Annotated in this window: 21 protein-coding genes; 9 read left to right on the top strand and 12 right to left on the bottom strand. The window is 74.7% G+C overall.

From position 1 onward, the window contains the following. Positions 1-63: 63 nt before the first annotated feature. Entirely contained in the window at positions 64-1485 is a 1422-nt protein-coding gene (locus tag ACFYXA_RS22200; RefSeq protein ID WP_389035376.1) for a PTS transporter subunit EIIC, read from the bottom strand. A gap of 16 nt (positions 1486-1501) precedes the next feature. Continuing rightward, the gene (gene murQ, locus ACFYXA_RS22205; RefSeq protein ID WP_389035379.1) at positions 1502-2461 is read right to left on the bottom strand and encodes an N-acetylmuramic acid 6-phosphate etherase; all 960 of its coding nucleotides are present in this window, start codon (positions 2459-2461) and stop codon (positions 1502-1504) included. A gap of 316 nt (positions 2462-2777) precedes the next feature. Here murQ and ACFYXA_RS22210 point away from each other — a divergent pair, with 316 nt between their 5' ends. Together ACFYXA_RS22210 and ACFYXA_RS22215 are read left to right on the top strand one after the other, a co-directional pair. Continuing rightward, on the top strand, positions 2778-3176 hold the full coding sequence (locus ACFYXA_RS22210) for a hypothetical protein (RefSeq protein ID WP_352246571.1): 399 nt from the start codon (positions 2778-2780) through the stop codon (positions 3174-3176). Positions 3177-3183: 7 nt separating this feature from the next. Further along, positions 3184-3450: a DUF4031 domain-containing protein gene (locus tag ACFYXA_RS22215; protein WP_351091684.1), complete on the top strand. Its 267-nt coding sequence runs from the start codon at positions 3184-3186 to the stop codon at positions 3448-3450. A 37-nt stretch (positions 3451-3487) separates the two neighbouring features. Here ACFYXA_RS22215 and ACFYXA_RS22220 read toward each other — a convergent pair whose 3' ends face one another. Beyond that, the gene (locus tag ACFYXA_RS22220; protein ID WP_389035384.1) at positions 3488-4048 is read right to left on the bottom strand and encodes a GNAT family N-acetyltransferase; all 561 of its coding nucleotides are present in this window, start codon (positions 4046-4048) and stop codon (positions 3488-3490) included. Positions 4049-4100: 52 nt separating this feature from the next. Then, on the bottom strand, positions 4101-4784 hold the full coding sequence (locus tag ACFYXA_RS22225) for an HD domain-containing protein (protein ID WP_389035387.1): 684 nt from the start codon (positions 4782-4784) through the stop codon (positions 4101-4103). Positions 4785-4971: 187 nt separating this feature from the next. Here ACFYXA_RS22225 and ACFYXA_RS22230 point away from each other — a divergent pair, with 187 nt between their 5' ends. After that, positions 4972-5691 (top strand): copper homeostasis protein CutC, encoded by a 720-nt coding sequence (locus ACFYXA_RS22230; protein ID WP_389035390.1) that lies wholly within the window; start codon positions 4972-4974, stop codon positions 5689-5691. On the opposite strand, the gene ACFYXA_RS22235 is transcribed toward ACFYXA_RS22230, so the two are convergent. Beyond that, entirely contained in the window at positions 5688-7757 is a 2070-nt protein-coding gene (locus ACFYXA_RS22235) for a HelD family protein (protein ID WP_389035393.1), read from the bottom strand. The genes ACFYXA_RS22230 and ACFYXA_RS22235 overlap by 4 nt on opposite strands. Positions 7758-8104: 347 nt before the next feature. On the opposite strand from ACFYXA_RS22235, the gene ACFYXA_RS22240 reads away from it, so the two are divergent. Beyond that, positions 8105-8281, top strand: coding sequence for a hypothetical protein (locus tag ACFYXA_RS22240; RefSeq protein ID WP_351091678.1), 177 nt, complete (start codon positions 8105-8107; stop codon positions 8279-8281). A gap of 209 nt (positions 8282-8490) precedes the next feature. Here ACFYXA_RS22240 and ACFYXA_RS22245 read toward each other — a convergent pair whose 3' ends face one another. After that, on the bottom strand, positions 8491-10134 hold the full coding sequence (locus ACFYXA_RS22245; protein ID WP_352246567.1) for a DNA repair helicase XPB: 1644 nt from the start codon (positions 10132-10134) through the stop codon (positions 8491-8493). 173 nt (positions 10135-10307) lie between these two features. Here ACFYXA_RS22245 and ACFYXA_RS22250 point away from each other — a divergent pair, with 173 nt between their 5' ends. Continuing rightward, the gene (locus tag ACFYXA_RS22250) at positions 10308-10850 is read left to right on the top strand and encodes a hypothetical protein (protein ID WP_389035397.1); all 543 of its coding nucleotides are present in this window, start codon (positions 10308-10310) and stop codon (positions 10848-10850) included. A gap of 33 nt (positions 10851-10883) precedes the next feature. Here ACFYXA_RS22250 and ACFYXA_RS22255 read toward each other — a convergent pair whose 3' ends face one another. Next, positions 10884-13457, bottom strand: coding sequence for a helicase-associated domain-containing protein (locus ACFYXA_RS22255; protein WP_389035400.1), 2574 nt, complete (start codon positions 13455-13457; stop codon positions 10884-10886). A gap of 175 nt (positions 13458-13632) precedes the next feature. Here ACFYXA_RS22255 and ACFYXA_RS22260 point away from each other — a divergent pair, with 175 nt between their 5' ends. After that, complete coding sequence (locus ACFYXA_RS22260; protein ID WP_389035403.1) at positions 13633-14619, top strand: hypothetical protein; 987 nt, start codon at positions 13633-13635, stop codon at positions 14617-14619. Positions 14620-14669: 50 nt separating this feature from the next. Further along, positions 14670-15305: an HAD family hydrolase gene (locus ACFYXA_RS22265; protein WP_389036159.1), complete on the top strand. Its 636-nt coding sequence runs from the start codon at positions 14670-14672 to the stop codon at positions 15303-15305. On the opposite strand, the gene ACFYXA_RS22270 is transcribed toward ACFYXA_RS22265, so the two are convergent. Next, positions 15284-15487, bottom strand: coding sequence for a hypothetical protein (locus ACFYXA_RS22270; protein WP_352246685.1), 204 nt, complete (start codon positions 15485-15487; stop codon positions 15284-15286). The genes ACFYXA_RS22265 and ACFYXA_RS22270 overlap by 22 nt on opposite strands. Positions 15488-15829: 342 nt before the next feature. On the opposite strand from ACFYXA_RS22270, the gene ACFYXA_RS22275 reads away from it, so the two are divergent. Beyond that, on the top strand, positions 15830-16213 hold the full coding sequence (locus ACFYXA_RS22275; RefSeq protein ID WP_130441994.1) for a cold-shock protein: 384 nt from the start codon (positions 15830-15832) through the stop codon (positions 16211-16213). A gap of 11 nt (positions 16214-16224) precedes the next feature. On the opposite strand, the gene ACFYXA_RS22280 is transcribed toward ACFYXA_RS22275, so the two are convergent. The 4 genes from ACFYXA_RS22280 to ACFYXA_RS22295 form a co-directional block, all read right to left on the bottom strand. Continuing rightward, positions 16225-17079, bottom strand: coding sequence for a 1,4-dihydroxy-6-naphthoate synthase (locus ACFYXA_RS22280; protein WP_352246563.1), 855 nt, complete (start codon positions 17077-17079; stop codon positions 16225-16227). Continuing rightward, positions 17063-17806 carry a futalosine hydrolase gene (locus ACFYXA_RS22285; RefSeq protein WP_389036163.1) on the bottom strand — a complete coding sequence of 248 codons (744 nt, stop codon included), beginning with the start codon at positions 17804-17806 and terminating at the stop codon, positions 17063-17065. The genes ACFYXA_RS22280 and ACFYXA_RS22285 overlap by 17 nt, the downstream gene beginning before the upstream one ends. A gap of 26 nt (positions 17807-17832) precedes the next feature. After that, positions 17833-18345: a DUF2771 domain-containing protein gene (locus ACFYXA_RS22290; RefSeq protein ID WP_389035408.1), complete on the bottom strand. Its 513-nt coding sequence runs from the start codon at positions 18343-18345 to the stop codon at positions 17833-17835. Positions 18346-18554: 209 nt separating this feature from the next. After that, entirely contained in the window at positions 18555-19997 is a 1443-nt protein-coding gene (locus ACFYXA_RS22295) for an MFS transporter (RefSeq protein ID WP_352246562.1), read from the bottom strand. 336 nt (positions 19998-20333) lie between these two features. Between ACFYXA_RS22295 and ACFYXA_RS22300 the strand changes: the two genes are divergently transcribed. Next, a complete protein-coding gene (locus tag ACFYXA_RS22300; RefSeq protein ID WP_352246561.1) occupies positions 20334-21260 on the top strand; it encodes a DUF3027 domain-containing protein in 927 nt (308 codons plus the stop codon). Positions 21261-21366 lie beyond the last annotated feature (106 nt).

The raw sequence follows: 21366 nt of genomic DNA on the forward strand, positions 1-21366 counted from the left end.
CGCGGGCGGCGCGGGGCGGGCGTTCTCGAAACCACGGTCGCACATGTCCGGGGCGGAGCGGGGTCAGGCCGGTGGGCGCGGGCGGTCGGGGACGCCGAAGAGGTAGGTCGCGGTGAAGCCGACGGCGTAGCCCGTCACCAGGCCGCCCGTGTAGACGGCGAGCAGGGAGCCCCAGCCGTGGTTCCCGGCCAGCAGGGGGAACAGGGCCCAGCCGGACGGACCGATCGCCGTCGCGCCGACGCGGTCGCCGAGCATCGCGAAGAAGCCGACGAACGCGCCGCCGGCCGCTCCGCCCGCGCAGGCGGTGAGGAAGGGGCGGCCCAGAGGAAGGGAGACGCCGTAGATCAGGGGTTCGCCGACGCCCAGCAGACCCGCCGGGAGCGCCGAGCGGATCGTCGTACGCAGGGAGGTGTCATGACGCAGACGGACGTATACGGCGAGGCAGGCGCCGACCTGGCCCGCGCCGGCCATCGCCAGGATGGGCAGCAGCACGGTGTAGCCCTGCTGCTCGATGAGGGTGGCGTGGATGGGGATGAGGGCCTGGTGCAGGCCCAGCATCACCAGCGGCAGGAACAGTCCGCCGAGGACGAGGCCGGCGACGGGGCCCGTCGTCGTCAGCAGCCAGTTCGCGGCCGTGCCGATGGCGGTGGACACCGCGCCGGCCGCCCACATCAGGCCGTAGAGGGTGGCGAGGCCCGCGACGAGGACGGTGAGGGTGGGGGTGAGGAGCACGTCCAGGGCGTCGGGGACCCGGCCCCGGCACCACTTCTCGACGCGGGTCGCCAGCAGGGCGGCGGCCAGCGCGCCGAGGACGCCGCCCTGGCCGGGGGAGAGCGTCACCCCGAACACGGTGAGCTTCGCGACGCCCGGATACACCACGATCGCGGCGACCGCGCCGCCGAGGACCGGCGTGCCGCCGAACTCCCTGGCGGTGTTGAGGCCGACGAAGACCGCGATCAGCGCCATGAAGCCGGAGGCGACGGCGGCCAGCGCGGGCGTCAGCCACGGCAGCAGGCCGGCGTTCACCAGCAGCCCGTTGACTCCCGCGACGATGCCGCAGCCGATGAGGGCGGGGATGAGGGGGACGAAGACGTTCGCGAGGCGGCGCAGGGCCGACTTGAGGGGCGTGGCGTTGCGCCGCCGCCGCTCCTCCCTCAACAGGTCCCCGCGCGCGGCGAGTTCACCGGCGAGTTCGCCGCGCGCCGCATCGGGGGGTGCGCCGCCGGTGGGTGCGGCGAGCAGTGCTTCGAGGGCGGAGGTCACCTGCGTCACCGCGCCCGGGCCCAGCACCACCTGGTACGAGCCGTCGTCCACGACGAGCCCGAGGACGCCGGGCAGGGACCGCAGCGCCTCCTCGTCCACCCGGGACGGGTCGGCCAGGCCCAGCCGCAGCCGGGTCATGCAGTGGGCGACGGAGACGACGTTGGCCGGGCCGCCCACGAGGGGCAGGACGGCGGCGGCGGTGACAGTGGGGTCGATGCGCACTCCCCGAGGGTGCGGCTCAACGCCCCGCGGCGGCGAGCGCGGCGCGCAGACTGCCGTCGGACTCCTCCAGAAGGCGGGCGGCCGACGGTCCGTCGACCCCGGCGAGCAGGGCCAGGATCGCGTGCTTCACCTCGCCGCCGGTGGCCGTGAGGGCGGCCTCGATCTCCTCGTCGGCGGCTCCCGTGGCGAGGGCGACGATCCGCCGGGAGCGGGCGCGCAGCTTCTCGTTGGAGGCGCGCACGTCGACCATGAGGTTCCCGTAGGTCTTGCCGAGCCGGATCATCGTGATCGTCGAGAGCATGTTCAGCACCAGCTTCTGGGCGGTGCCCGCCTTCAGCCGGGTGGAGCCGGTGAGGAGTTCCGGCCCGACGACGACTTCGATGCCGTGCTCGGCGGCGGCGGCCAGCGCGCTGCCCGGGTTGCAGGCCAGCCCGATGGTCAGGGCGCCCCGGGAGCGGGCGTACTCGACGGCGGCGAGGGCGTAGGGGGTGCGTCCGGAGGCGGAGATGCCGACCACGGTGTCCTCGGGGGTGAGCGCGAGGGCGGCGAGGTCCGCCTCGGCCAGCTCGCGGGAGTCCTCGGCGCCCTCGACGGAGCGGATCATCGCCTCCGGGCCGCCGGCGATCAGTCCGACGACCTGGCCGGGGGCGGTGGCGAAGGTGGGCGGGCACTCGGAGGCGTCGAGCACGCCGAGCCGACCGGCGGTGCCGGCGCCGGCGTGGATGAGCCGTCCGCCGCGCGCCATCCGCTCGGCGACGGCGTCGACCGCGGCGGCGATCTCGGGCAGCCGCTCGGAGACGGCGGCGGGCACGGTGGCGTCCTCGCCGTTCATCAGGCGGGCGATGTCGAGGGTGGGGAGCCGGTCGATCTCGGCCAGCTCGGGCCGGAAGGCCTCGGTGGTGAGGGAGTCGAGCTGCGAGCGCAGTTCGTCGTGACGGGCACGAGGGCCGGGAGGAGGAGAGGAGGAGGTGGTCATGGGGAGGGCTCTTTCCGGTGCGGGGTCGATGCGGCCGGCTGGGGCGCGCGGCGGTAGGGCGTGCGGCGGTCAGGTCGTGCGGCGGTCAGGGCGTTCGGTCCGCCGCGGGGCGCGACCGATGGGGCGGGCCCGGCCGGCCGGGGGCGAACACCCCTACGGTTTACCGGTGCCGGCGGGCCGACGCCTCGCACGACGCGGCCAGGGCGGGCGCCGGGCTGTCGCGGGTGGGCCGGGCAGGTGAGCACGTGGTCCGCGTCCCGGGTCGAAAAGCACTTCCGGTTCGAGGTCGGGGGAGGGAGTTGCGCACAATGGGGGCATGGACCCCTCCTCCGGCAACCCCGTCGCCCCCCTGGAACAGGCGCTGCACGCGGCCCGCGCCCTGGTGCTCGCCGATCTGGCCGCGGGCGACGTCGCCGCGGCGGACGTCGTCTCGATGGTCGAGGACTCCGTGGTGCAGCGGCGCTGGTGGGTCGAGCAGTGGCCGGAGGGCGTGGCGTTCGTCGCCGGGCTGGTCGCGCAGGACGTGCAGGACGCGCTGCTGGAGCGGTACGGGCGCTGGCCGTTGTGCCCGGTGTGCGGCTCGGGCGACCCGCACGCCCTCGAGGTGGAGCCCGAACTCGGTCCCGACCCGCACTGGGTGTGCCACAAGGCGGGGGTGCGGGTCGCGGCGGTGGGCGCGCTGGGCGGGGCGGTCGGCGGGCCGCCGGCCTCGTGAGGTCCCGGTGACGGTCTACATCGATCCGCCGAGCTGGCCCGGTCACGGCCGGCTGTGGTCCCATCTCGTCAGCGACCTCTCCTTCGACGAACTGCACGCTTTCGCCGAGGGGTTGGGCGTCCCGCGGCGCGCCTTCGAACGGGACCACTACGACCTCCCGTCGCACCGTTACGCGGACGCGGTCGCGGCCGGCGCGGTCGAGGTCAGCAGCCGCGAGGTGGTCCGTCTGCTGACGGCGGCCGGCCTGCGCAGACCCAAGGGCCGGCCGGCCTGACGGGGCGGGGTGCGAATGCAGCGCCCGCCCGCACGTCTCACCCCCGGCTGCGGATGTACAGCAGCAGCTCGTCGCCGTTCAGCCGTGTGCGGGTGAACCCGGCCCGGTGCAGCACGTTCTGGGAAGCGGTGTTCGTCTCCTCGACCGTCGCGCACACGCAGCCCACGTCGTCCCTGGCCAGCGTCCAGGCGGTGAGGACGTCGACCGCCTCGGTGGCGTAGCCGTGCCCGCGGGCGGCCTCGACGAGGTCGTAGCCGATCTCGACGCGGCCCTCGTCGTCGGGGGGTCCGTGGAAGGCGACACTGCCGATGGCGAGGCCGTCGTCGCGCCGCACGAGCGTGAACATCCCGAACTCGGGCCGGTACACCCCGGCGGCGTGCGCCTGCGTCAGCATCCCGGAGACGTCCCGGGTGCCCTCGAAGGGCGCGCCCCCGAGCCAGGCGAACCCGCCGTCGCCGCCCGCCCGGAGACCGGCGGCGGCGTCCGGTGCCACGCCTTCGAGGGTGAGGCGCGGCGTGGGGATGCGCAGCGTGCCGCCGTGAGGGGACGCCACGACCGTCTCGGCGGGCGCTCCCGGCAGCAGCGGCTGTTCGCTCATCGAGCGCGATCCTTCCGGTAGGGGGACGCGCCCGACGCTACTCCGAGGTAGGTCACCGCGTCAGCAGTTCGAGTTCCGCGCGGAGGTTGTGGCGCGCCGTCGGCTCCCAGTGCTCCACGCCGTGCGGAGTGTGGAACAGGCGGGGCAGGTCGAGGAGTTGGCGCAGGATCGCCGCGCGGCCCTCGCGGAAGGCGTCGTTCGGGACGAAGTGGTACTCCTCGCGGACCGCGGCCGTGTACGCGGCGTACGCGGACGGCGGCGCGGCCAGGATCGCGAGGTCGGCGTCGCAGAGCACCTGGCCGTCGGGGTCGTCTTCGGCCGGGGCGTGGGTGACGGTGAGCCGGACCAGGCGGGCCACCTCGGCGGTCTTCGCGTCCGGCAGACCGGCCTCGGGGAGCGCGCGCTCGGCGAGACGGGCCGAGCGTTCCTCGTTCTCCGAGCGGTCGGGCAGGTAGACGGCGTCGTGGAACCAGGCGGCGAGGCGGACGACGTCCGGGTCGCCGGCGTGCTCCGCGAGGGCGTCGACGTGGTCGAGGACGGCGGTGAGATGCGTGAGCGTGTGGTAGCGGCGCTGCGGCTCCCGCCAGCGGGCGAGGAGGGCGTCGGCGTAGGGCAGGGGGTCCGGGCCGGGGGCGGGGCCGCGGGCGCTTTCGAGGGCGTGGGCGAAGCGGGCGCGCAGGGCGTCGAGGCCGCCTCCGGCGGCCGGGGCTTCGCGGTCGTCGGCCGATGGGGTCATGGACGTCATTCTTACGCGCCGCGCGACGTGGCCGATGACGGCGCTGCCGATGCCCGCGTCCCGGGCGGGCGGCGTACCCTTGAATTGGACTAGACCTATAGCCGACCCGGGCCTATAGCCGACCCGGACCTGTATCCGATCCGACCCGCACCTGCAGCCACCCGTGAACGCCGACGAATGGGGACCCATGAGCAAGCGTGCAGTCCTGGAGGTGATCGCACTCGACGCCGAGGACGCGGTCGCCGCCCAGGCCGGAGGCGCGGACCGCCTCGAACTGGTCGCCGACATGGCCGCCGACGGGCTCACCCCGCCCGTGCGGACCTTCGCGGCGATCCGCGCCGCCGTCGACCTCGACCTGCGCGTGATGCTGCGCCTGACCGACGGCTTCGCCGCCGGAGGCCCCGAGGGCCTCGCCCGGCTGGTCCGGGCCGCCGGGGAGCTGACGGCGGCCGGCGCGCGGGAGTTCGTGCTCGGCTTCCTCGACGAGGAGGGGGCGGTGGACCTGCCGGCGGTGGAGAGCGTGGTCGCGGAGCTGGCCGGCTGCCGGTGGACCTTCCACCGCGCCATCGACCACGCCGCCGACCGCGACGCCCTGCGCAAGCAGCTGGACGGCCTGCCCGGCCTGGACGCCTACCTCACGGCGGGCAGCCCGGCAGGCGTCGACGAGGGCCTGCCCACCCTCCTCGCGGAGGCCTCCCGCGGCGGCGAGCCGGGCTACGAGCAGCGCCTCCTCGTCGGCGGAGGCCTGCGCCTCGACCACGTGCCCACCCTGCGCGCCGCCGGCGTCGACGCCTTCCACATCGGAGGAGCGGCCCGGCCCGCAGGCTGGACCGAGCCGGTGTCGACGCCGGCGGTGGCGCGGTGGCGTGAGGCGCTGGATGCGGCCGGGACGCCGGTCAGGACCTAGCCGAGCTGGGCCGGCAGTGGGGTCCTGTGGGTGATGATCAGGCCGGAGACGGCTCGGGTCAGGGACACGTACAGGCGGCGCAGGCCCGTTCGTTCGTCGGGTTCGCCGTCCACCACCGCCTGGGGCTCGTCCAGGACCACGTAGTCGTACTCCAGGCCCTTGGCGAGGGACGCGGGGACCAGCGTCAGGCGGGTCTCGTGGGTGGTCTCCTCGCCGGGGGCGAGGTGGCCGATGCCCGCCGCGCCGAGCGCCTCGGCCAGGGCCGGGATGCGGGCGTCCGCCGCGATCAGCCCCGTCGAGCCCTCGTGGCGCAGCAACTCCTCGCACGCGGCGACCACTTCATCGTCCCCCGAGGTCCGGCGGACGGCGAAGAAGCCCGGGTTCTCACGGACCGAGGCGACCGGGGTCAGGCCCGGCGCGATGTGCGGGAGGAGCCGGGAGGCGTAGCCGATGACGTCCGTCGGGACGCGGAAGCCGGCCGTCAACTCCTCGATCACCGCCTCGGGTTTGCCGAGATGGGCGAGGGCTTCCGGCCAACTTCTCGTCGCCCAGGGCGTGGTGCCCTGCGCGAGGTCGCCCAGCACGGTCGCACTGCCGGTGGAGCAGCGGCGGCCGACGGCCCGGTACTGCATGGGGGAGAGGTCCTGCGCCTCGTCCAGCACCACGTGGCCCAGCGAGTGAGTGCGCTCGACGAGGTCGCACGCCTCGTCGACCAGCACCGCGTCCGCCGCCGACCACTTCGCCGACTTCACCGAGCGGACCGGCTTCGCCCACAGGATCGTCTTCTGCTCCTCCTCGGTGAGGACGCCCTCGGCGTGGGCGGCGAGGAACTCCGCGTCGGTCAGCAGCCGAAGGACCAGCTTCGCCGGGTCGACCGGCGGCCACACCGCCTTCACCGCCGCCTTGACCGCGCTGTTGCGGGCCACCGCGTCCTGCACCCGGTCGTCAGGCGCTTCCCCGGCCCGCTCCATCTGGACCAGCACCGCGTGCGCGACGCGCTGCGGCAGGGCTTCGCGGGCGGCGCCGTAGCGGATGTCCCGCTCCAGCAACTCCCGCACGATCGTCTCCAGTTCGTACGCCGGGATCCGCCAGCGGCGGGAGCCGCGCACCACGACGACGGGCTCGGCCGGCATCGTGATGTGCGAGTACAGGGCCCGGCGGAGCACCTGCGCCATACGGGCGTCGCCCTTGACGACGGCCGCCGCCGCCTCGTCCTCGCCGCGCACCTCCACATGCGCGACCAGGTCCTCGACCGTGGCCTGCCGGACCGTCAACTCACCCAGTGCGGGCAGCACTTGCTCGATGTAGTGGAGGAAGGACCGGTTCGGCCCGATCACCAGCGTGCCGGTGCGGGCCAGCCGCTCGCGGTGGGCGTAGAGGAGGTAGGCGACGCGGTGCAGACCGACGGCGGTCTTCCCGGTCCCCGGACCGCCCTGCACACAGACGCTGCCCGAGAGCCCCGACCGTACGATCTCGTCCTGCTCGGGCTGGATCGTCGCCACGATGTCGCGCATCGGGCCGACGCGCGGGCGCTCGATCTCCTGCTGGAGCAGCTTGCTGACGACCGCCGCCTCGGCGGGGTCGGAGAGGTGCTCGTCCTCGTACGCGGTGAGGGCGCCGCCCGTGTAGCCGAAGCGGCGGCGCAGCCCGACGTCCATGGGATCGTTCTTGGAGGCCCGGTAGAACGGCTGCGAGACCGGCGCGCGCCAGTCGATGACCATGGGGTCGCCGTCGTGGTCGTGGACGTGCCGCCGCCCGATGTAGAAGGACTCCCCTTCGGCCCCCTCCGCCTTCTCGGCCCCCGGAGCGTGCAGGTAGTCGAGGCGGCCGAAGAACAGCGGGATGTCGCTGAGGTCGGCCAGCGCCTTGATGCGCTCGCCGATCTGGCGCTCCAGGATCTGCGCGTTGACCCAGTTCGCGGTGACGTCGCTGATGTCGAGGGCCTCGACGTCCTCGCGCATGGCCCGCAGCGCGGCACGCGAGGCGCCGAGGTGGGCGCGCTCACGGCCCAGCGGGTCGTCGACGGCGTCGGGGGAGTCCTGCGCGGGTACGGCGGGCGTGGACAAGGGGGTGCCTCCGGAGGGACCTGCGGGAAGGGCGCTGCGGGAACCGCGCCGGATGGCCGGCGCTGCGGGATGCCGTCCGGTTTCCGGCCGGACGACGGCACTCCGTGAGGGAGGCGGGCAAGAGCGGAGAGTGTAGGTGAGGGGCGCCGGGTGGCGCCAATGGATTTACGCCCCCGTTGACGGCCCCTGCCCCCGCGCACGGCCGACGCGGACGCCCCGTTGACGGCCCTCTCCCGGGGGGGCGGGGAGACGGGCGCCATCCGTGATCCCGTCGCCCGTGTCCGCCTCGGCGCGGCCCGGGGCCGCAGCCGATGCATCACCGGGGAAGCGGCTCGCATGATGGAGACATGAGTGCAGCGACCGTTCATCCAGCCCGCCTCCCGGCCGGCGCCACTCCCGTCGCGGGCGCCCACCGTCACCTCCTCGGCGACGCCCTGCGCGCGGTGAAGGTCTTCGCCGGCGCCGCCTTCGACGTGATCATCCTCGGTGAGTACGGCGAGGAGGCGGGCGTCCGCCGCAAGTGAGACGCCCGTCAGCCGAGCCCGTGGGAAGCCGCGCCGCAGGTGAGACGCCCGTCAGCCGAGCCCGTGGGAAGCCGCGCCGCAGGTGAGACGCCCGTCAGCCGAGCCCGTGGGAAGCCGCGCCGCAAGTGAGACGCCCGTCAGCCGAGCCCGTGGGAAGCCGCGCCTCAGGTGAGACGCCCGTCAGCCGAACCCGTGGGAAGCCCCCGGCGTCAGCTGTCCGCCAGCAGCTCGTCCGCGTCCACGATTCGGTACGCGTAGCCCTGTTCCGCCAGGAACCGCTGACGGTGGGCGGCGAAGTCCTGGTCGATGGTGTCGCGGGCCACGACCGAGTAGAAGTGGGCCTGGTGGCCGTCCGCCTTCGGGCGCAGGACCCGGCCGAGCCGCTGAGCCTCCTCCTGCCGTGACCCGAAGGTCCCCGACACCTGGATGGCGACCGTCGCCTCCGGCAGGTCGATCGAGAAGTTCGCGACCTTCGACACCACCAGCACGCTGATCTCGCCCTCCCGGAACGCGTCGAAGAGCTTCTCGCGCTGCGCGTTGGAGGTCTCGCCCTTGATCACGGGCGCGTCCAGATGCTCGCCCAGCTCGTCCAGCTGGTCGATGTACTGCCCGATGACGAGGATCTGCTGCCCGGCGAAACGCCGCACCAGCGCCTCGGTCACCTTCCGTTTCGTCGCCGTCGTCGCGCAGAAGCGGTACTTCTCCTCCGTCTCGGCGGTCGCGTACGCGAGCCGCTCGGAGTCGGTCAGGTTCACCCGGACCTCGACGCAGTCCGCCGGCGCGATGTAGCCCTGCGCCTCGATCTCCTTCCACGGCGCGTCGAACCGCTTCGGCCCGATGAGGGAGAACACGTCCGACTCACGGCCGTCCTCCCGCACCAGCGTCGCGGTCAGGCCCAGCCGCCGCCGCGCCTGGAGGTCGGCGGTGAACTTGAAGACGGGGGCCGGCAGCAGATGCACCTCGTCGTAGACGATCAGGCCCCAGTCCCGGGAGTCGAACAGCTCCAGGTGCGGGTAGACGCCCTTGCGTCTCGTCGTCAGCACCTGGTAGGTGGCGATGGTGACGGGCCGGATCTCCTTCTTCGTGCCGCTGTACTCGCCGATCTCGTCCTCGGTCAGCGAGGTCCGCTTCACCAGCTCGTGCTTCCACTGCCGGGCCGAGACCGTGTTCGTGACGAGGATCAGCGTGGTCGACTGCGCCTGCGCCATCGCCCCCGCGCCGACCAATGTCTTGCCCGCGCCGCAGGGCAGGACCACCACGCCGCTCCCGCCGTGCCAGAAGTTCTCCACGGCCTGCTTCTGGTACGGCCGCAACGCCCAGCCGTCCTCGGCGAGCCCGATCGGATGCGCCTCGCCGTCCACGTACCCGGCGAGGTCCTCGGCCGGCCAGCCCAGCTTCAGCAGCGTCTGCTTGATCTGGCCGCGCTCGGAGGGGTGCACGACGACGGTGTCCGGGTCGAGGCGGGCGCCGACGAGCGGCGTGATCCGCTTCGAGCGCAGGATCTCCTCCAGCACCGGCCGGTCGGTGGTGGTCAGCACCAGACCGTGCGCCGGGTGCTTGCTGAGCGTCAGCCGGCCGTAGCGGTCCATCGTCTCCGCGACGTCCACGAGCAGCGCGTGCGGCACCGGGTAGCGGCTGTACTGCACGAGCGCGTCCACCACCTGCTCGGCGTCGTGCCCGGCCGCGCGCGCGTTCCACAGGCCGAGCGGGGTGACCCGGTAGGTGTGGATGTGCTCGGGCGCCCGCTCCAGCTCCGCGAACGGAGCGATGGCGCGACGGCACTCGTCGGCCTGCTCGTGGTCGACCTCGAGCAGCAGAGTCTTGTCCGACTGGACGATCAGCGGTCCGTTCACGTACGCATCCCTTCCGCACGGCCAAACCTCCAGTGTGCCGCACCGCGCGTCCGAGTGGCGGGCCGCTTCCCCGGAACGGCCGGACAACCCTGTGCCCCCCTCGGACGTCTGACCAGGGGACGACCAGGGGTTGCGGCCGCGCGGGGCGTGGCCGTGGTGAGGGAGGTCTCGGTATGACGGTGCTGTCGGCCCGTGGCTGGGCGACCGGCGCGGGAGCCGTGGTGGTGCTGGTGGCCAGCGGCGTGTGGGCGATGCGGCCGGCCGAGGTCGACGACGCGCTGTGGGGCCGGGTGCGGCCGGTCCTGGAGGACGGGCTGGAGGCGCGCGGGGCCGACGAGGGCGAGCCGGCGTCCAAGGCGCGCTGGTTCTGCCGGGCGGAGGCGCTCGGTCTGGAGGAGCACGGCGACGCCGTGCGGGCCGACGTCGACACGCTGTGCGTGGAGTACGGGGTGCGCGAGGACGCCCTCGTGGAGTGCGCCGGCGCGCAGGTCCCGCAGGTGGTGCGGCTGGAGCGGGACGGGTCGGCCGCCGGCGGCTACCGGATCGTCTCCCGGGAGGAGCCGCCCGAGGGTGCGGGCGCCGCGCAGTGGGTACGGGCCCGCTTCGGCGTCTTCGCCGCGTCCGCCGTCCAGGACCCGATGTCCTCCGACGCCCTGGCGGCCGAGGCCCGGGCCCACTTCGACCTGCCGGCCGACGCGGGCGTCGGGGACTGCTGAGACCGACGGCCGCTTGAGGGCGTCCCGGCCCGGTCAGTCGTCGGCCAGCTCCGCGACCCCCGTGATCCGGTGCAGCGGGTAGGTGCGGACCTCGTCCGCCGTGTGGTCGTACGCCGTCACGAAGCCGCCCTCCACCCGCACCGGGGCGATGACGCGCTGGCTGGCGGCGCCCTCCGCGTTGACGTAGCCGATCCACAGGGCCTCGCCGGTGAGGACGGCGGCCTGCACGGTGGCGAGGGTCTCGGCCGGACCGGTGCGGGGCAGTTCGCCGGGGGCCAGAGGGGCGGCGTCGGGAGCCTTGCGCGGGGCCGTGGAAGCCAGGTCGCCGGCCCGGATCGCGCGGATCGCGGCGGCGAGAAGGGTGGCGTCGGGCACCGGCGGACCGTCCGGGACCGGCACGGGAGCCGTGCGGGGCGGGGTGCGGTGGGCGAGGGCCCGGGTGATCACCACGTCCCCCTCCGCGGACTCGGCGGCCGGCGCGTACCCCATCGCGCGCAGCCCCTCCAGCAGGGTCGCCGGGTCGGCCTGGGCGGCGATCACGGTCGGCGCGAGCCGGCGCAACCGCAGGGCCGCGGCACGCTTGTCGGCGAGGATCTCGTTCAGCAGGGCGTCGTCGTCGCAGCGGACGTAGGCGGAGGCCGCGCCCACGCGCAGATGGCCGTGCCGGCGTGCCACGTCGTCGATCAGGTACGCGAGCGGCTGCGGGACCGGCGTGCGGGAGTGCGCGGTGAGGAAGGCGTGCAGGTCGGACGCGGTCTGCCCGGAGTCCAGGGCGCGCCGCACGGAGGCGGGCGTGAAGCGGTAGACGGTCGCGCCGCCCTTCGACTCCACGTCGGCGAGCACGCCGAGGGTGTCGGCGAGCGGGCGGTGCAGGGGGCCCGGTGCCACGGCCGTCAGATCGGCCTGGAGCAGCACGTGGTCCAGCGGCTCGGGCAGCAGCGGGGCGAGCAGCCGGGCGGCGTCGGCGGCCGCGGCCCCCGTGTCGGCAGCGGCAGCGGTAACGGCCTTGTCCAGTACGGCGGTTGTGGGGTTCCGGGTCGCTGCGGCACCCACAGCAGTGCCGCCCGCCCCGGCGTCCGGTTCCGCGTCCGCGCCGAGCAGCGCCCGCCCGTGCGCCGACAGCGCGCCCCGGCCGGTCACGCCCAGCAACTCCGCCTCGCTCAGCGTCCAGCGGGCGAGCCGTGAGCGCAGGTCGTCGTCCTCGCCCCGCGCCTGATGCGCCTGCCCCTGGGCCGGCTGCGAGACGCCCTGGGTACGCAACGGCCGCTCCCAGCGCAGCCGGGCCAGCACCGTCTCCGCGTCCGGCGCGCCGCCCTCGGGCAGCCGGGCCAGCAGCGTCAGCACCCGGCGCCGTACCTCCGGCGCGGCCGAACGGTCGAGCCCCGGGCCCAGCGCCGACAACGCACGGTCCTTCAGGTCCCGCCCGCCCACGACCCCGGCCGTCCGGGTCGCCGACAGCCACACCTGGGCGAGCCGCGCCCACCGCTCGGCCGCCGGACGCTCCCGCCACTCGTCGTACTCCGGGGTCGCCGCGTACCGCTCGTCGGCCTCGCCGTCGGAGGCGATCAGCCCTGCCGCGTACGCCAGTTCCACCCAGAACGCGGCGACGGGCTCGGGGACGTCCAGGGCGACGGCCGTGCGCTTGAGGTCGCGCACGCTCAGCCCGCCCGCCCGCAGCACGGCCGGCCCGCCCTCGTCCCAGTCCTTCAGCAGCTCCTCGACCGTCGTCAGCGCCGTGTACGCCTGCCCGGCCGCCGTCGCGTCCACAACCTGCGGGCGGTGGACCACGGCCGGTTCCACGGCGGGCGGCACCGGCTCCACCGCGCGGTGGGCCCGGCCCTCCCGCAGGTGCAGGGCGACCTCGCGCGGCAGCACGACCGTGCCGGGCGAGGTCGGCAGCAGCAGAGCCCGGTCCAGCAGCCAGCGCAGCCTGGGCGCGGGGTCCGCGGTCACCTGCCCGTACGGCGGTCCCCACACCAGCCGGTCGAGCACGTCGAGGGAGTCGGCCGGGGCCTTGGCCAGCAGCGCCTTCATCCTGCGCCGGTCGGAGAAGAGGGAGCTCAGCGCGGCCACCGCCGACACGGAGTCGTGCGTCGACGGCAGTCCGGCCGCCGCCACGATCTCCTGGATCCGGCCCGGCGACATCCCCGCCGTGGCCTCCCGCACGGACGGGCCGAGCCCCGTGGGGGACGGGTGCTGCGGCGACGGCGCGAGCAGCTCCCGCGCGGTCCGGACCAGCCGGAGCCGGTCGTCGGCGCCCCACACCAGGGCCTGCTCCCGCAGGGCGGCGACCGCGCCGGGCAGCGCCTCGGCGACGGCCCGGTCCGGCTTGTCCCCCGCCATCAGCCCCAGCAGTTCGTCGTACGACGCCGGGTCCCCGGCCACCGCGAGCGCCTCCGCGGTCTGCAGGGCGAACCGGTCCAGCCGCTCCAGCGCGCGCACGACGGAGGCGCGGGTGCCGGCGCGGGTGGCGAGCTGGGTGAGGTCGGTGGGGACCGGGGTGATGAGGTCGGGGCGGTGGCGCAGGAGGGCGGCCAGGGAGGCGTCGTCCCTGCCGCGGAGGGCCTCCGCGAGGGAGCGGGGGGCCGGGGCGTCCTCAGGGCTCATCTGACCCACGTTAGCGGGTGGGTGCGACGGTGACCCTGGAGAGCATCACTCAGCCCGTCCGGCGGTCGAGGACACGGCTGTTCAGGCCGATGCGGGGGGTCTGAGGGGCGGCACCGCGCCGGCACGGTACCGTGACCAAAGGGGACGACAACGGCCAACCCCCCGGAGGGACTTCGTGGGGATCGAGAGCGACCAGGTCGTGTACGAGTTCCTGAGCCGCGTCGGTGACGTGGCCCAGCAGCGGCAGTTGTCGTCGGCCACGCGGATGCGGCTCGTGTCGGACCTGCGGAACGAGATCGACAAACGGCGCGCCAGGTCGCCCGTGGACTCTCCCGCCGCCGTCCGCCGTATCCTCGACCGGCTCGGCAGCCCGGACGACCTGGTGGCCGCCGCGGCCGGCGGCTCCCCCCACGCGCCCGAGGAGCCCGCCGCTCCCTCCGTGCCCGCGCAGCGCGACCGCGAGGACGAGAGCGGGGGCGAGCGGACCGGGCGGTTCCGCCGGATCGTGCCGCGCCCCCGGCAGAAGCCGGACGCCGCGCTCGCCCCTCCCGACGTGCCGTCCCCGCCGCACCGCGCCGGCGCGCACGAACTCGGCGACGGCGTCGAGTCCCCGGACTGGTGGCGGCGGCGCGAGCCGAGTCCCTTCGACCTGGGCGACGAGGTCCCCGGCTTCGTCGGCGGCGTAGAGATCCCCGACATGCTCAAGCCGCCGCCCCCGAAGCGGACGGAGAAGGAGCAGGTCCCCGAGGAGCCCGAGGGGGAAGAGGAGGCGGAAGCCGCCCCGGCGGGACGTCGGCGCCGGCTGGCCCCCCTGCTGCGGGGCGGCCGCTGGAGCAACCCGCTCCTGCTGCTCGCCGCGGGCTGCCTCGTCGCCGGCGCGGTGGCCGGGAGCTGGCTCGCCCTGATCGTGGGCTGGCTGATCGCCTACGCCTCACGCCGGCTGACCGAGCGGGAGACGAAGTGGGCCGTCATGGTCCTGCCGGGGCTGGCGGTGGCGTCCGGCGTGGTGTGGCTGTGGGGCCGTACCGAGGGCCGCTGGGGCGAGCCCGTCGCCGAGGGCCACCTGAACGACGCGATCCACGAGACCTTCCCGTGGGTCGTGCGGGGGGCGGCGGTGGCGTCGGCCCTGTTCCTGGTGTGGCGGTCGCAGCGCCGGAAGTAAGGCACGTGCGGGCAGGGGCGGCGGGGGCGCAGGCCCCGCCGGCCAGCACAATGGCCTCCATGGCCACCACCCCCACGCTCACGGTCGGCTTCGACCTCGACATGACCCTCATCGACTCACGCCCCGGCATCCACGCCTGCTACACCGCCCTCTCCGAGCGCACCGGCCGCCCCATAGACGCCGACCTCGTCGTCACCCGTCTCGGCCCGCCGCTCGCCGACGAGCTGGTCAACTGGTTCCCGGCCGACGAGGTCGACGCCGTCGGGGACCTGTACCGCGAGATCTACCCGACCGTGGCCATCGCCCCCACCCTCGCGCTGCCCGGCGCGCGGGAGGCGATCGCGGCGGTGCGCGCCGCCGGAGGGAAGGCGGTCGTCGTCACCGCCAAGTACGAGCCCAACGCCGAGCTGCACCTCGCCCACCTGGGCATCGAGCCCGACGCGCTCGTCGGAGACCTGTGGGCCGAGGAGAAGGCGGCGGCCCTGCGCGAGCACGGCGCGGACGTGTACGTCGGCGACCATGTCGGGGACGTGCGCGGGGCGCGGGCCGCCGAGGCCCTCTCCGTCGCCGTGGCCACCGGCCCGTGCGACGCGCGGAAGCTGACGGACGCCGGCGCGGACGTCGTCCTCGGGGACCTCACGGAGTTCCCCGCCTGGCTGGCCGCCTACCGCCCCGCGCGCGCCTGACGCCGCCCCGCCGCGACCGACCGCAGCACGCCCGCGCCGGCCAGCAGGAAGCCGACGCCCATGAGCATGCTCAGCCCGAACATGAACGTCGGGAAGGGCTTCGTCCCGAGGAACAGCGGAGCCACGGTGACCAGGGTGGCCACGGCGCCGGCGAAGAACACGAGCGCCCCGGCCCGGATCAGCCGGTCGCCGGGCGCGGGGGCTTCACCACGAGCACCGGAAGCGCCGGAAAGACCGGGAGTGCCGGAAGCGCCCGATGTGCCGGAAGCGCCGGGAGAGTCTGAAGTCGTCTGGGTCTCGTCACGCACCGCTCCAGGGTAGTCCCGCCCCGCCCGGGACCGTCCGGCACGAGGGTCACCGCTTCGGCGGAACGTGATCGTCCCGGCGCTTTCGCGCCCCCCGGGCGCACTGTGCTTCGGCTCGTTTTAAGGCGTGCCCGCCTGGAGAGACCCCCGGTAGGGTGTCATGACGGCAGTTCAACCGGCGTCCAGGAGCGCCCGGGACCGATCGAGGGAGCGTGTGCTTTGCCGACTGGCAAGGTCAAGTGGTTCAACAGCGAGAAGGGCTTCGGCTTCCTCTCCCGCGACGACGGCGGCGACGTCTTCGTCCATTCCTCGGTCCTCCCCGCCGGAGTCGAGGCACTGAAGCCGGGGCAGCGCGTGGAGTTCGGCGTCGTCGCCGGGCAGCGCGGTGACCAGGCCCTCTCCGTCGTCGTCCTGGACCCGACCCCCTCGGTCGCCGCCGCGACCCGCAAGAAGCCGGACGAACTGGCCTCGATCGTCCAGGATCTGACGACCCTCCTGGAGAACATCACGCCGATGCTGGAGAAGGGCCGCTACCCCGAGAAGACCTCCGGCAAGAAGATCGCCGGCCTGCTCCGCGCGGTCGCCGACCAGCTGGACGTCTGAACCGCGGCGGCTCAGGGGAAAGCGAGCGCGTCCGGGCCGAGGGGCGGCACCAGTCCCTCGGCCGCCGCGCGCGTCAGCAGCCCGCGCACCGCCGCGTAGCCGTCGTCGCCCAGGTCGGCCGTGAACTCGTTGACGTACAGGCCGATGTGCTGGTCGGCGACGGCCGGGTCCATCTCCTGGGCGTGCGCCATGACGTACGGGCGGGAGACCTCCGGCGCGTCCCACGCGGCTCGCACGGATGTGCGGATCGAGTCGGCGAGCCGGGTCAGCGCGGCCGTTCCCAGCGCGCGCTTGGCGATGATCGCGCCGAGCGGGATCGGCAGGCCCGTCGTGTCCTCCCAGTGCTCGCCCATGTCGGCGAGCTTGTGCAGCCCGTAGTTCCGGTAGGTGAAGCGGGCCTCGTGGATGACCAGTCCCGCGTCCACCTTGCCGTCCCGCACGGCCGGCATGATCTCGTGGAACGGCATGACGACGATCTCGCCGACCCCGCCGGGCACCTGGTCCGCCGCCCACAGCCGGAACAGCAGGTAGGCCGTCGACTTCTCGCTCGGCACGGCGACCGTGCGGCCGGCCAGGCCGAGCCCCGGCTCCCGGGTGAGCACCAGCGGCCCGCAGCCCCGGCCCAGCGCGCCCCCGCACGGCAGCAGCGCGTAGGCGTCGAGGACGTACGGCAGGACGGCGTACGACACCTTCAGCACGTCGTGCTCGCCGCGCTCGGCCATGCCGTTGGTGACGTCGATGTCCGCGAACGTCACGTCGAGCGCGGGCGCGCCGGGCACCCGGCCGTGGGCGAGGGCGTCGAAGACGAAGGTGTCGTTCGGGCAGGGCGAGTACGCGATCCGCAGCGGGTCACCGGTCGTGGTCATACGCGTTCCAACTCCTGAGGACGGGTGTGAGCTTCCCGAAGGCCCCGGTCAGGGCGGTCAGGGCGTCGCCGATGCGCCAGGCGGCCCGGTCGCGGGGGCCGACCGGGTTGGAGACCGCGCGGATCTCCAGCACCGGCGTGCCGTGCGCGGCGGCGGCCTCGGCGACGCCGAAGCCCTCCATGGCCTCGGCGAGGGCGCGGGGATGGCGGGAGCGCAGGGCGGCGGCGCGGGCGGCGCTGCCGGTCACGGTGGACACCGTGAGGACCGTGCCGGTGCGCGCTCCGACGGCGGCCGCGGCCTGCCGTGCGAGGGCGGCGGGCGGCCGGTGGGTGACGGCGCCGAAGCCCAGGTCGGTGACCGGCAGGAAGCCGTCGGCGGTCTCCGCGCCGAGGTCGGCGGCGGTGATCTCGTCGGCGACGACGAGGGAGCCGACGGGCGCGCCGCTCTCGTGCTGCCCGGCCGGGGCTCCCGCGGAGGGCGTGAAGCCGCCGGCGATCCCGGCGGAGACGACGAGGCCGTAGGGGGCGTCGCCGAGGGCGGCGGCGGTCAGGGCGCCCGCGGTGGAGGCGCCGGCGAGGGCGGGGCCCACGCCGGCGGCCAGCAGATCCACCGTCAGCGGCCCCGACGTCGTCCTCAGCAGGCTCGCCCCGGGCAGCCGCACCTCGCGCCCCGGCCCGTCGAACGCCTGTGCCACCGCGTCCCGCTCCACGGGGACCGCGGTGGCCACCAGCACGCGCCGCCCGACGGAAGCGATCAGTCGTCCTTCTTCAGCTTGAACGACCACAGCCCGGTGACCGCCTGGCTCTCCTTCTTGCCGTCCCCCGCCTTGATGGAGACGAGCGTGGAGTCGCCCTGCGCGCCGTACTGGGCGTTGAAGAAGACGCTGCCGGGGATCGTGCGGTACGTCTTGTCGCTGTCCTCGACGAGCGGCTGACCGTTCATCAGGATCGTCCAGCGCTTCTTGGCGACGTCCGGGTCGACGCCGAAGCGCACCGTCTCGTCCGGGTCGACCTTGATCGACTTGATGTCCGTGTCCTTCAGGCACGCCGTGAGCGCCTCGGTGGTCAGCGTCTTGCCCTCACCGCCGCAGGTGGCCTCCTCGCTGACCGAGGACTGGCCGACGGTGATCGTGGACAGCGGGGTCGGCTTGTCGCAGGCCGACAGGACGAGCAGTCCGGCACAAACGGCGCCGGCGGCGGCGACGGCGCGGCGGCGTCGCACAACGCCGTGAACATCAGCGGCTCCGCCGCGGGGCATCGTGGTCATGGCGGAAGGCTATCTGGCAGGCCCCGAGGTCTCTCTACGTGGGGTACGGCGTGCCCGCGTGTCAGGGTCGCGTGGGGTGCGGCGTGTCAGGGTCTCTGGGGTACGGCAGCCCGCGTGTCAGGGTCGTGCGGGGTGCGGCGTGTCAGGGTCTCTGGGGTACGGCGTGCCCGCGTGTCAGGGTGGCGCGGGGTGCGGCGTGTCAGGGTCGTTCACGCCACGCGCGCGCGTGGGCCGGCGCCGTGGCGCGAGGAGACGAGCAGGCCGCGGACCGTGGTGACCCAGCCGAGGGCGACCACCGCGGCCGCCACCGACAGGCCCAGCGTGCCGTTCAGCGGCATCGCGATGCCGACCGCGCCGCCGAACACCCACGACATCTGCAGCAGCGTCTCCGAACGCGCGAACGCCGACGTGCGCACCAGCTCCGGCACGTCCCGCTGGATCAGCGCGTCCAGGGACAGCTTCGCCAGCGCCTGCGAGAAGCCGGCCACCGCCGCCAGACACGCCACCAGGAGCGCCCCGAAGAACACCGCCGTCGTGATCGCCGCGCCGAGGACGACCGCCACCACCGTCACGATGATCAGCTCCGGCGCCCGGGACCGCAGCCACGCCCCGACCGCCGTCCCGAGCGCGTTGCCCGCGCCCGCCGCGACGGCCACCATGCCGAGCGAGACCGCCGCGCTCTGCCCGGTCAGCGGGTGCTCGCGCAGCAGGAACGCCAGGAAGAACGTCAGGAACCCCGACAGCCAGCGCAGCGCGGTGTTCGCGCCCAGGGCGTGCGTGACGGCGATGCCGACGGTCCGCAGGCCCGGCCGCTTCACCGGCTGCCGGTGCGGGCCGTGCAGATGCTGCTCGTCCGCCGCGAGCAGGGCGGTGTCCTCGCCCTTCGCCGAGTCCACCTTCGGCGGCAGGGAGAACGACAGGAACGTCCCCACCACGAAGATGACGAACGCGCCGTAGAGCGGATAGCGCGGGCCGAGCGCCTGCAACCCGGCCCCGACCGGCGCGGCGATCCCGGTGGCGAGGAGCCCGCCCAGCGTGACGCGCGAGTTGGCCTTCACCAGGGAGAAGCGCGGCGGCAGCAGACGCGGCACGACGGCGCTTCTGACCACGCCGTACGCCTTCGACGCGACGAGCACGCCGAGTGCGGCCGGGTACATCTCGATGCTGCCGGTGACGACGGCGCCCGACAGCACCAGCGCGAGCAGCGCCCGCGCGCCCATCGCACCGGCCATGGCGGCCCGGCGGCCGTGCGGCACCTTGTCCAGGAGGGGGCCGATCACCGGCGCGAGCACCGTGAAAGGCGCCATGGTGATGGCGAGGTAGAGCGCCACGCGGCCGCGGGCCTCGTCGGTCGGCACCGAGAAGAAGACGGTCGACGCGAGCGCGATGGTGATCATGACGTCGCCGGCGCCGTTCACCCCGTGCAGTTCGATCAGCTTGCCGAGGCCGGACTCGCCGGCGCCGTGCGCGTGGGTGGCCTTGCGGATGCCGCGCGCGGTGCCGGTGAACGGCAGGTGCAGGGCACGGCCCACCGCGCGGACGGACCCTCCGACCCGGCCCGAACCGCTCACCCGACTCTCCTCCTTGAACCCCTTGTGCCCCTCGGCCCCGCCCGTCCCGGCGGCGTCATGGGGCGTCCTCGCGGTTGCCACCCCGTCATAGTGCCCCGAGATGGGCGGACGTAGTGCGGATACCGCGCGTATGGGCGTGCGGGGGCGGGGTGGCGGAGCGGGCCCGCGGGCGTCGTAGGGTGGGAAACGTCCCGTCGGTGTAGGCCGAGCGGCGGTGAACAGGTAGCGTGCGTAGCGCGCCGTGGCGATTGTTCTCGGCCGCGCGCCTCCCGGCCATCCCGCAGAATGGATGACAGCAGGTGCGTCCGAGCGCGATCGGGCGCGGACGTCGACGCGGCCCTCAGGTCCGCTCCGTCCGCACCCGCCCGCCTTCAGGCCGGCGCACTCGAGAGACGGCGTAGGAGAGAAGCGATACCTGTGAGCGCAGCGACCACGCGAAGCCGCACCCCCGACCGCCTGTGCGCCGAGGCCGTCGACCTCGCCCGCGCCGCGGCGGAGGAGGCCGCCGCCCCCGGCGTCGTCGGGGAGCACGTAGGGGTGGTCTCCGACGGGGACCGCGTGGTCACGCACTTCTTCGAGTGCAAGGAGCTCGGGTACCGCGGCTGGCGCTGGGCGGCGACGGTGGCGCGGGCCTCCCGCGCGAAGACCGTCACCCTCGACGAGGTGGTGCTGCTGCCCGGCCCGGACGCGGTCCTCGCCCCCGAGTGGGTCCCGTGGAGCGAGCGCCTGCGCCCCGGCGACATGGGCCCCGGCGACCTCCTGCCCACCGACGCCGAGGACCTGCGCCTCGAGCCCGGCTTCACCGGCGAGGACGCCCCGCCGCCGAACTCGGCCGTCTCGCACGAGATGGCGGAGCTGGTCGAGGCGGAGGACGCCGAGGTGACGGAGGGCCCGCCCGCGCGGTTGCCGTCCGCCCCGGCGCGCGGCTCCATCCCCGCCGTCGCCGAGGAACTCGGCATGCGCCGGGCCCGGGTCCTCTCCCGCTACGGCCTGCACGCCGCCGCCGACCGCTGGGAGGAGGCCTACGGCTCCAAGACGCCCATGGCCCAGGCGGCCCCCGCAACCTGCGCCAGCTGCGGCTTCCTCACCCCCATCGGCGGCTCCCTCGGCCAGGCCTTCGGCGTCTGCGCCAACGAGTTCTCACCGGCGGACGGCCGCGTGGTGTCGCTGGCGTACGGCTGCGGCGGCCACTCCGAGGCCGCGGTCATGCCGAAGCCCCCGCGGCCGGCCCCGCCGGTCATCGACGAGACGCGGGTGGACCCCTTCCCGCTGCGCCCGTCCGCCGACTCGGGTTCGGTGCCGGCGGCCACGGACGAGGAGTCGGCGGAGCTGGGGCACTCGTAGTGCTCGTGCGCTCGTCTCGTGCGTTTGTGAAGTGTCCCTTCACGTCGGAGAGTTGAGGGGCGGGCCGGGCAACTCCGGGATCATGTGCCGGTGTGCGCCGGCGTTG

Source organism: Streptomyces sp. NPDC002566 (assembly GCF_042889585.1).
Taxonomy (GTDB): domain Bacteria; phylum Actinomycetota; class Actinomycetes; order Streptomycetales; family Streptomycetaceae; genus Streptomyces.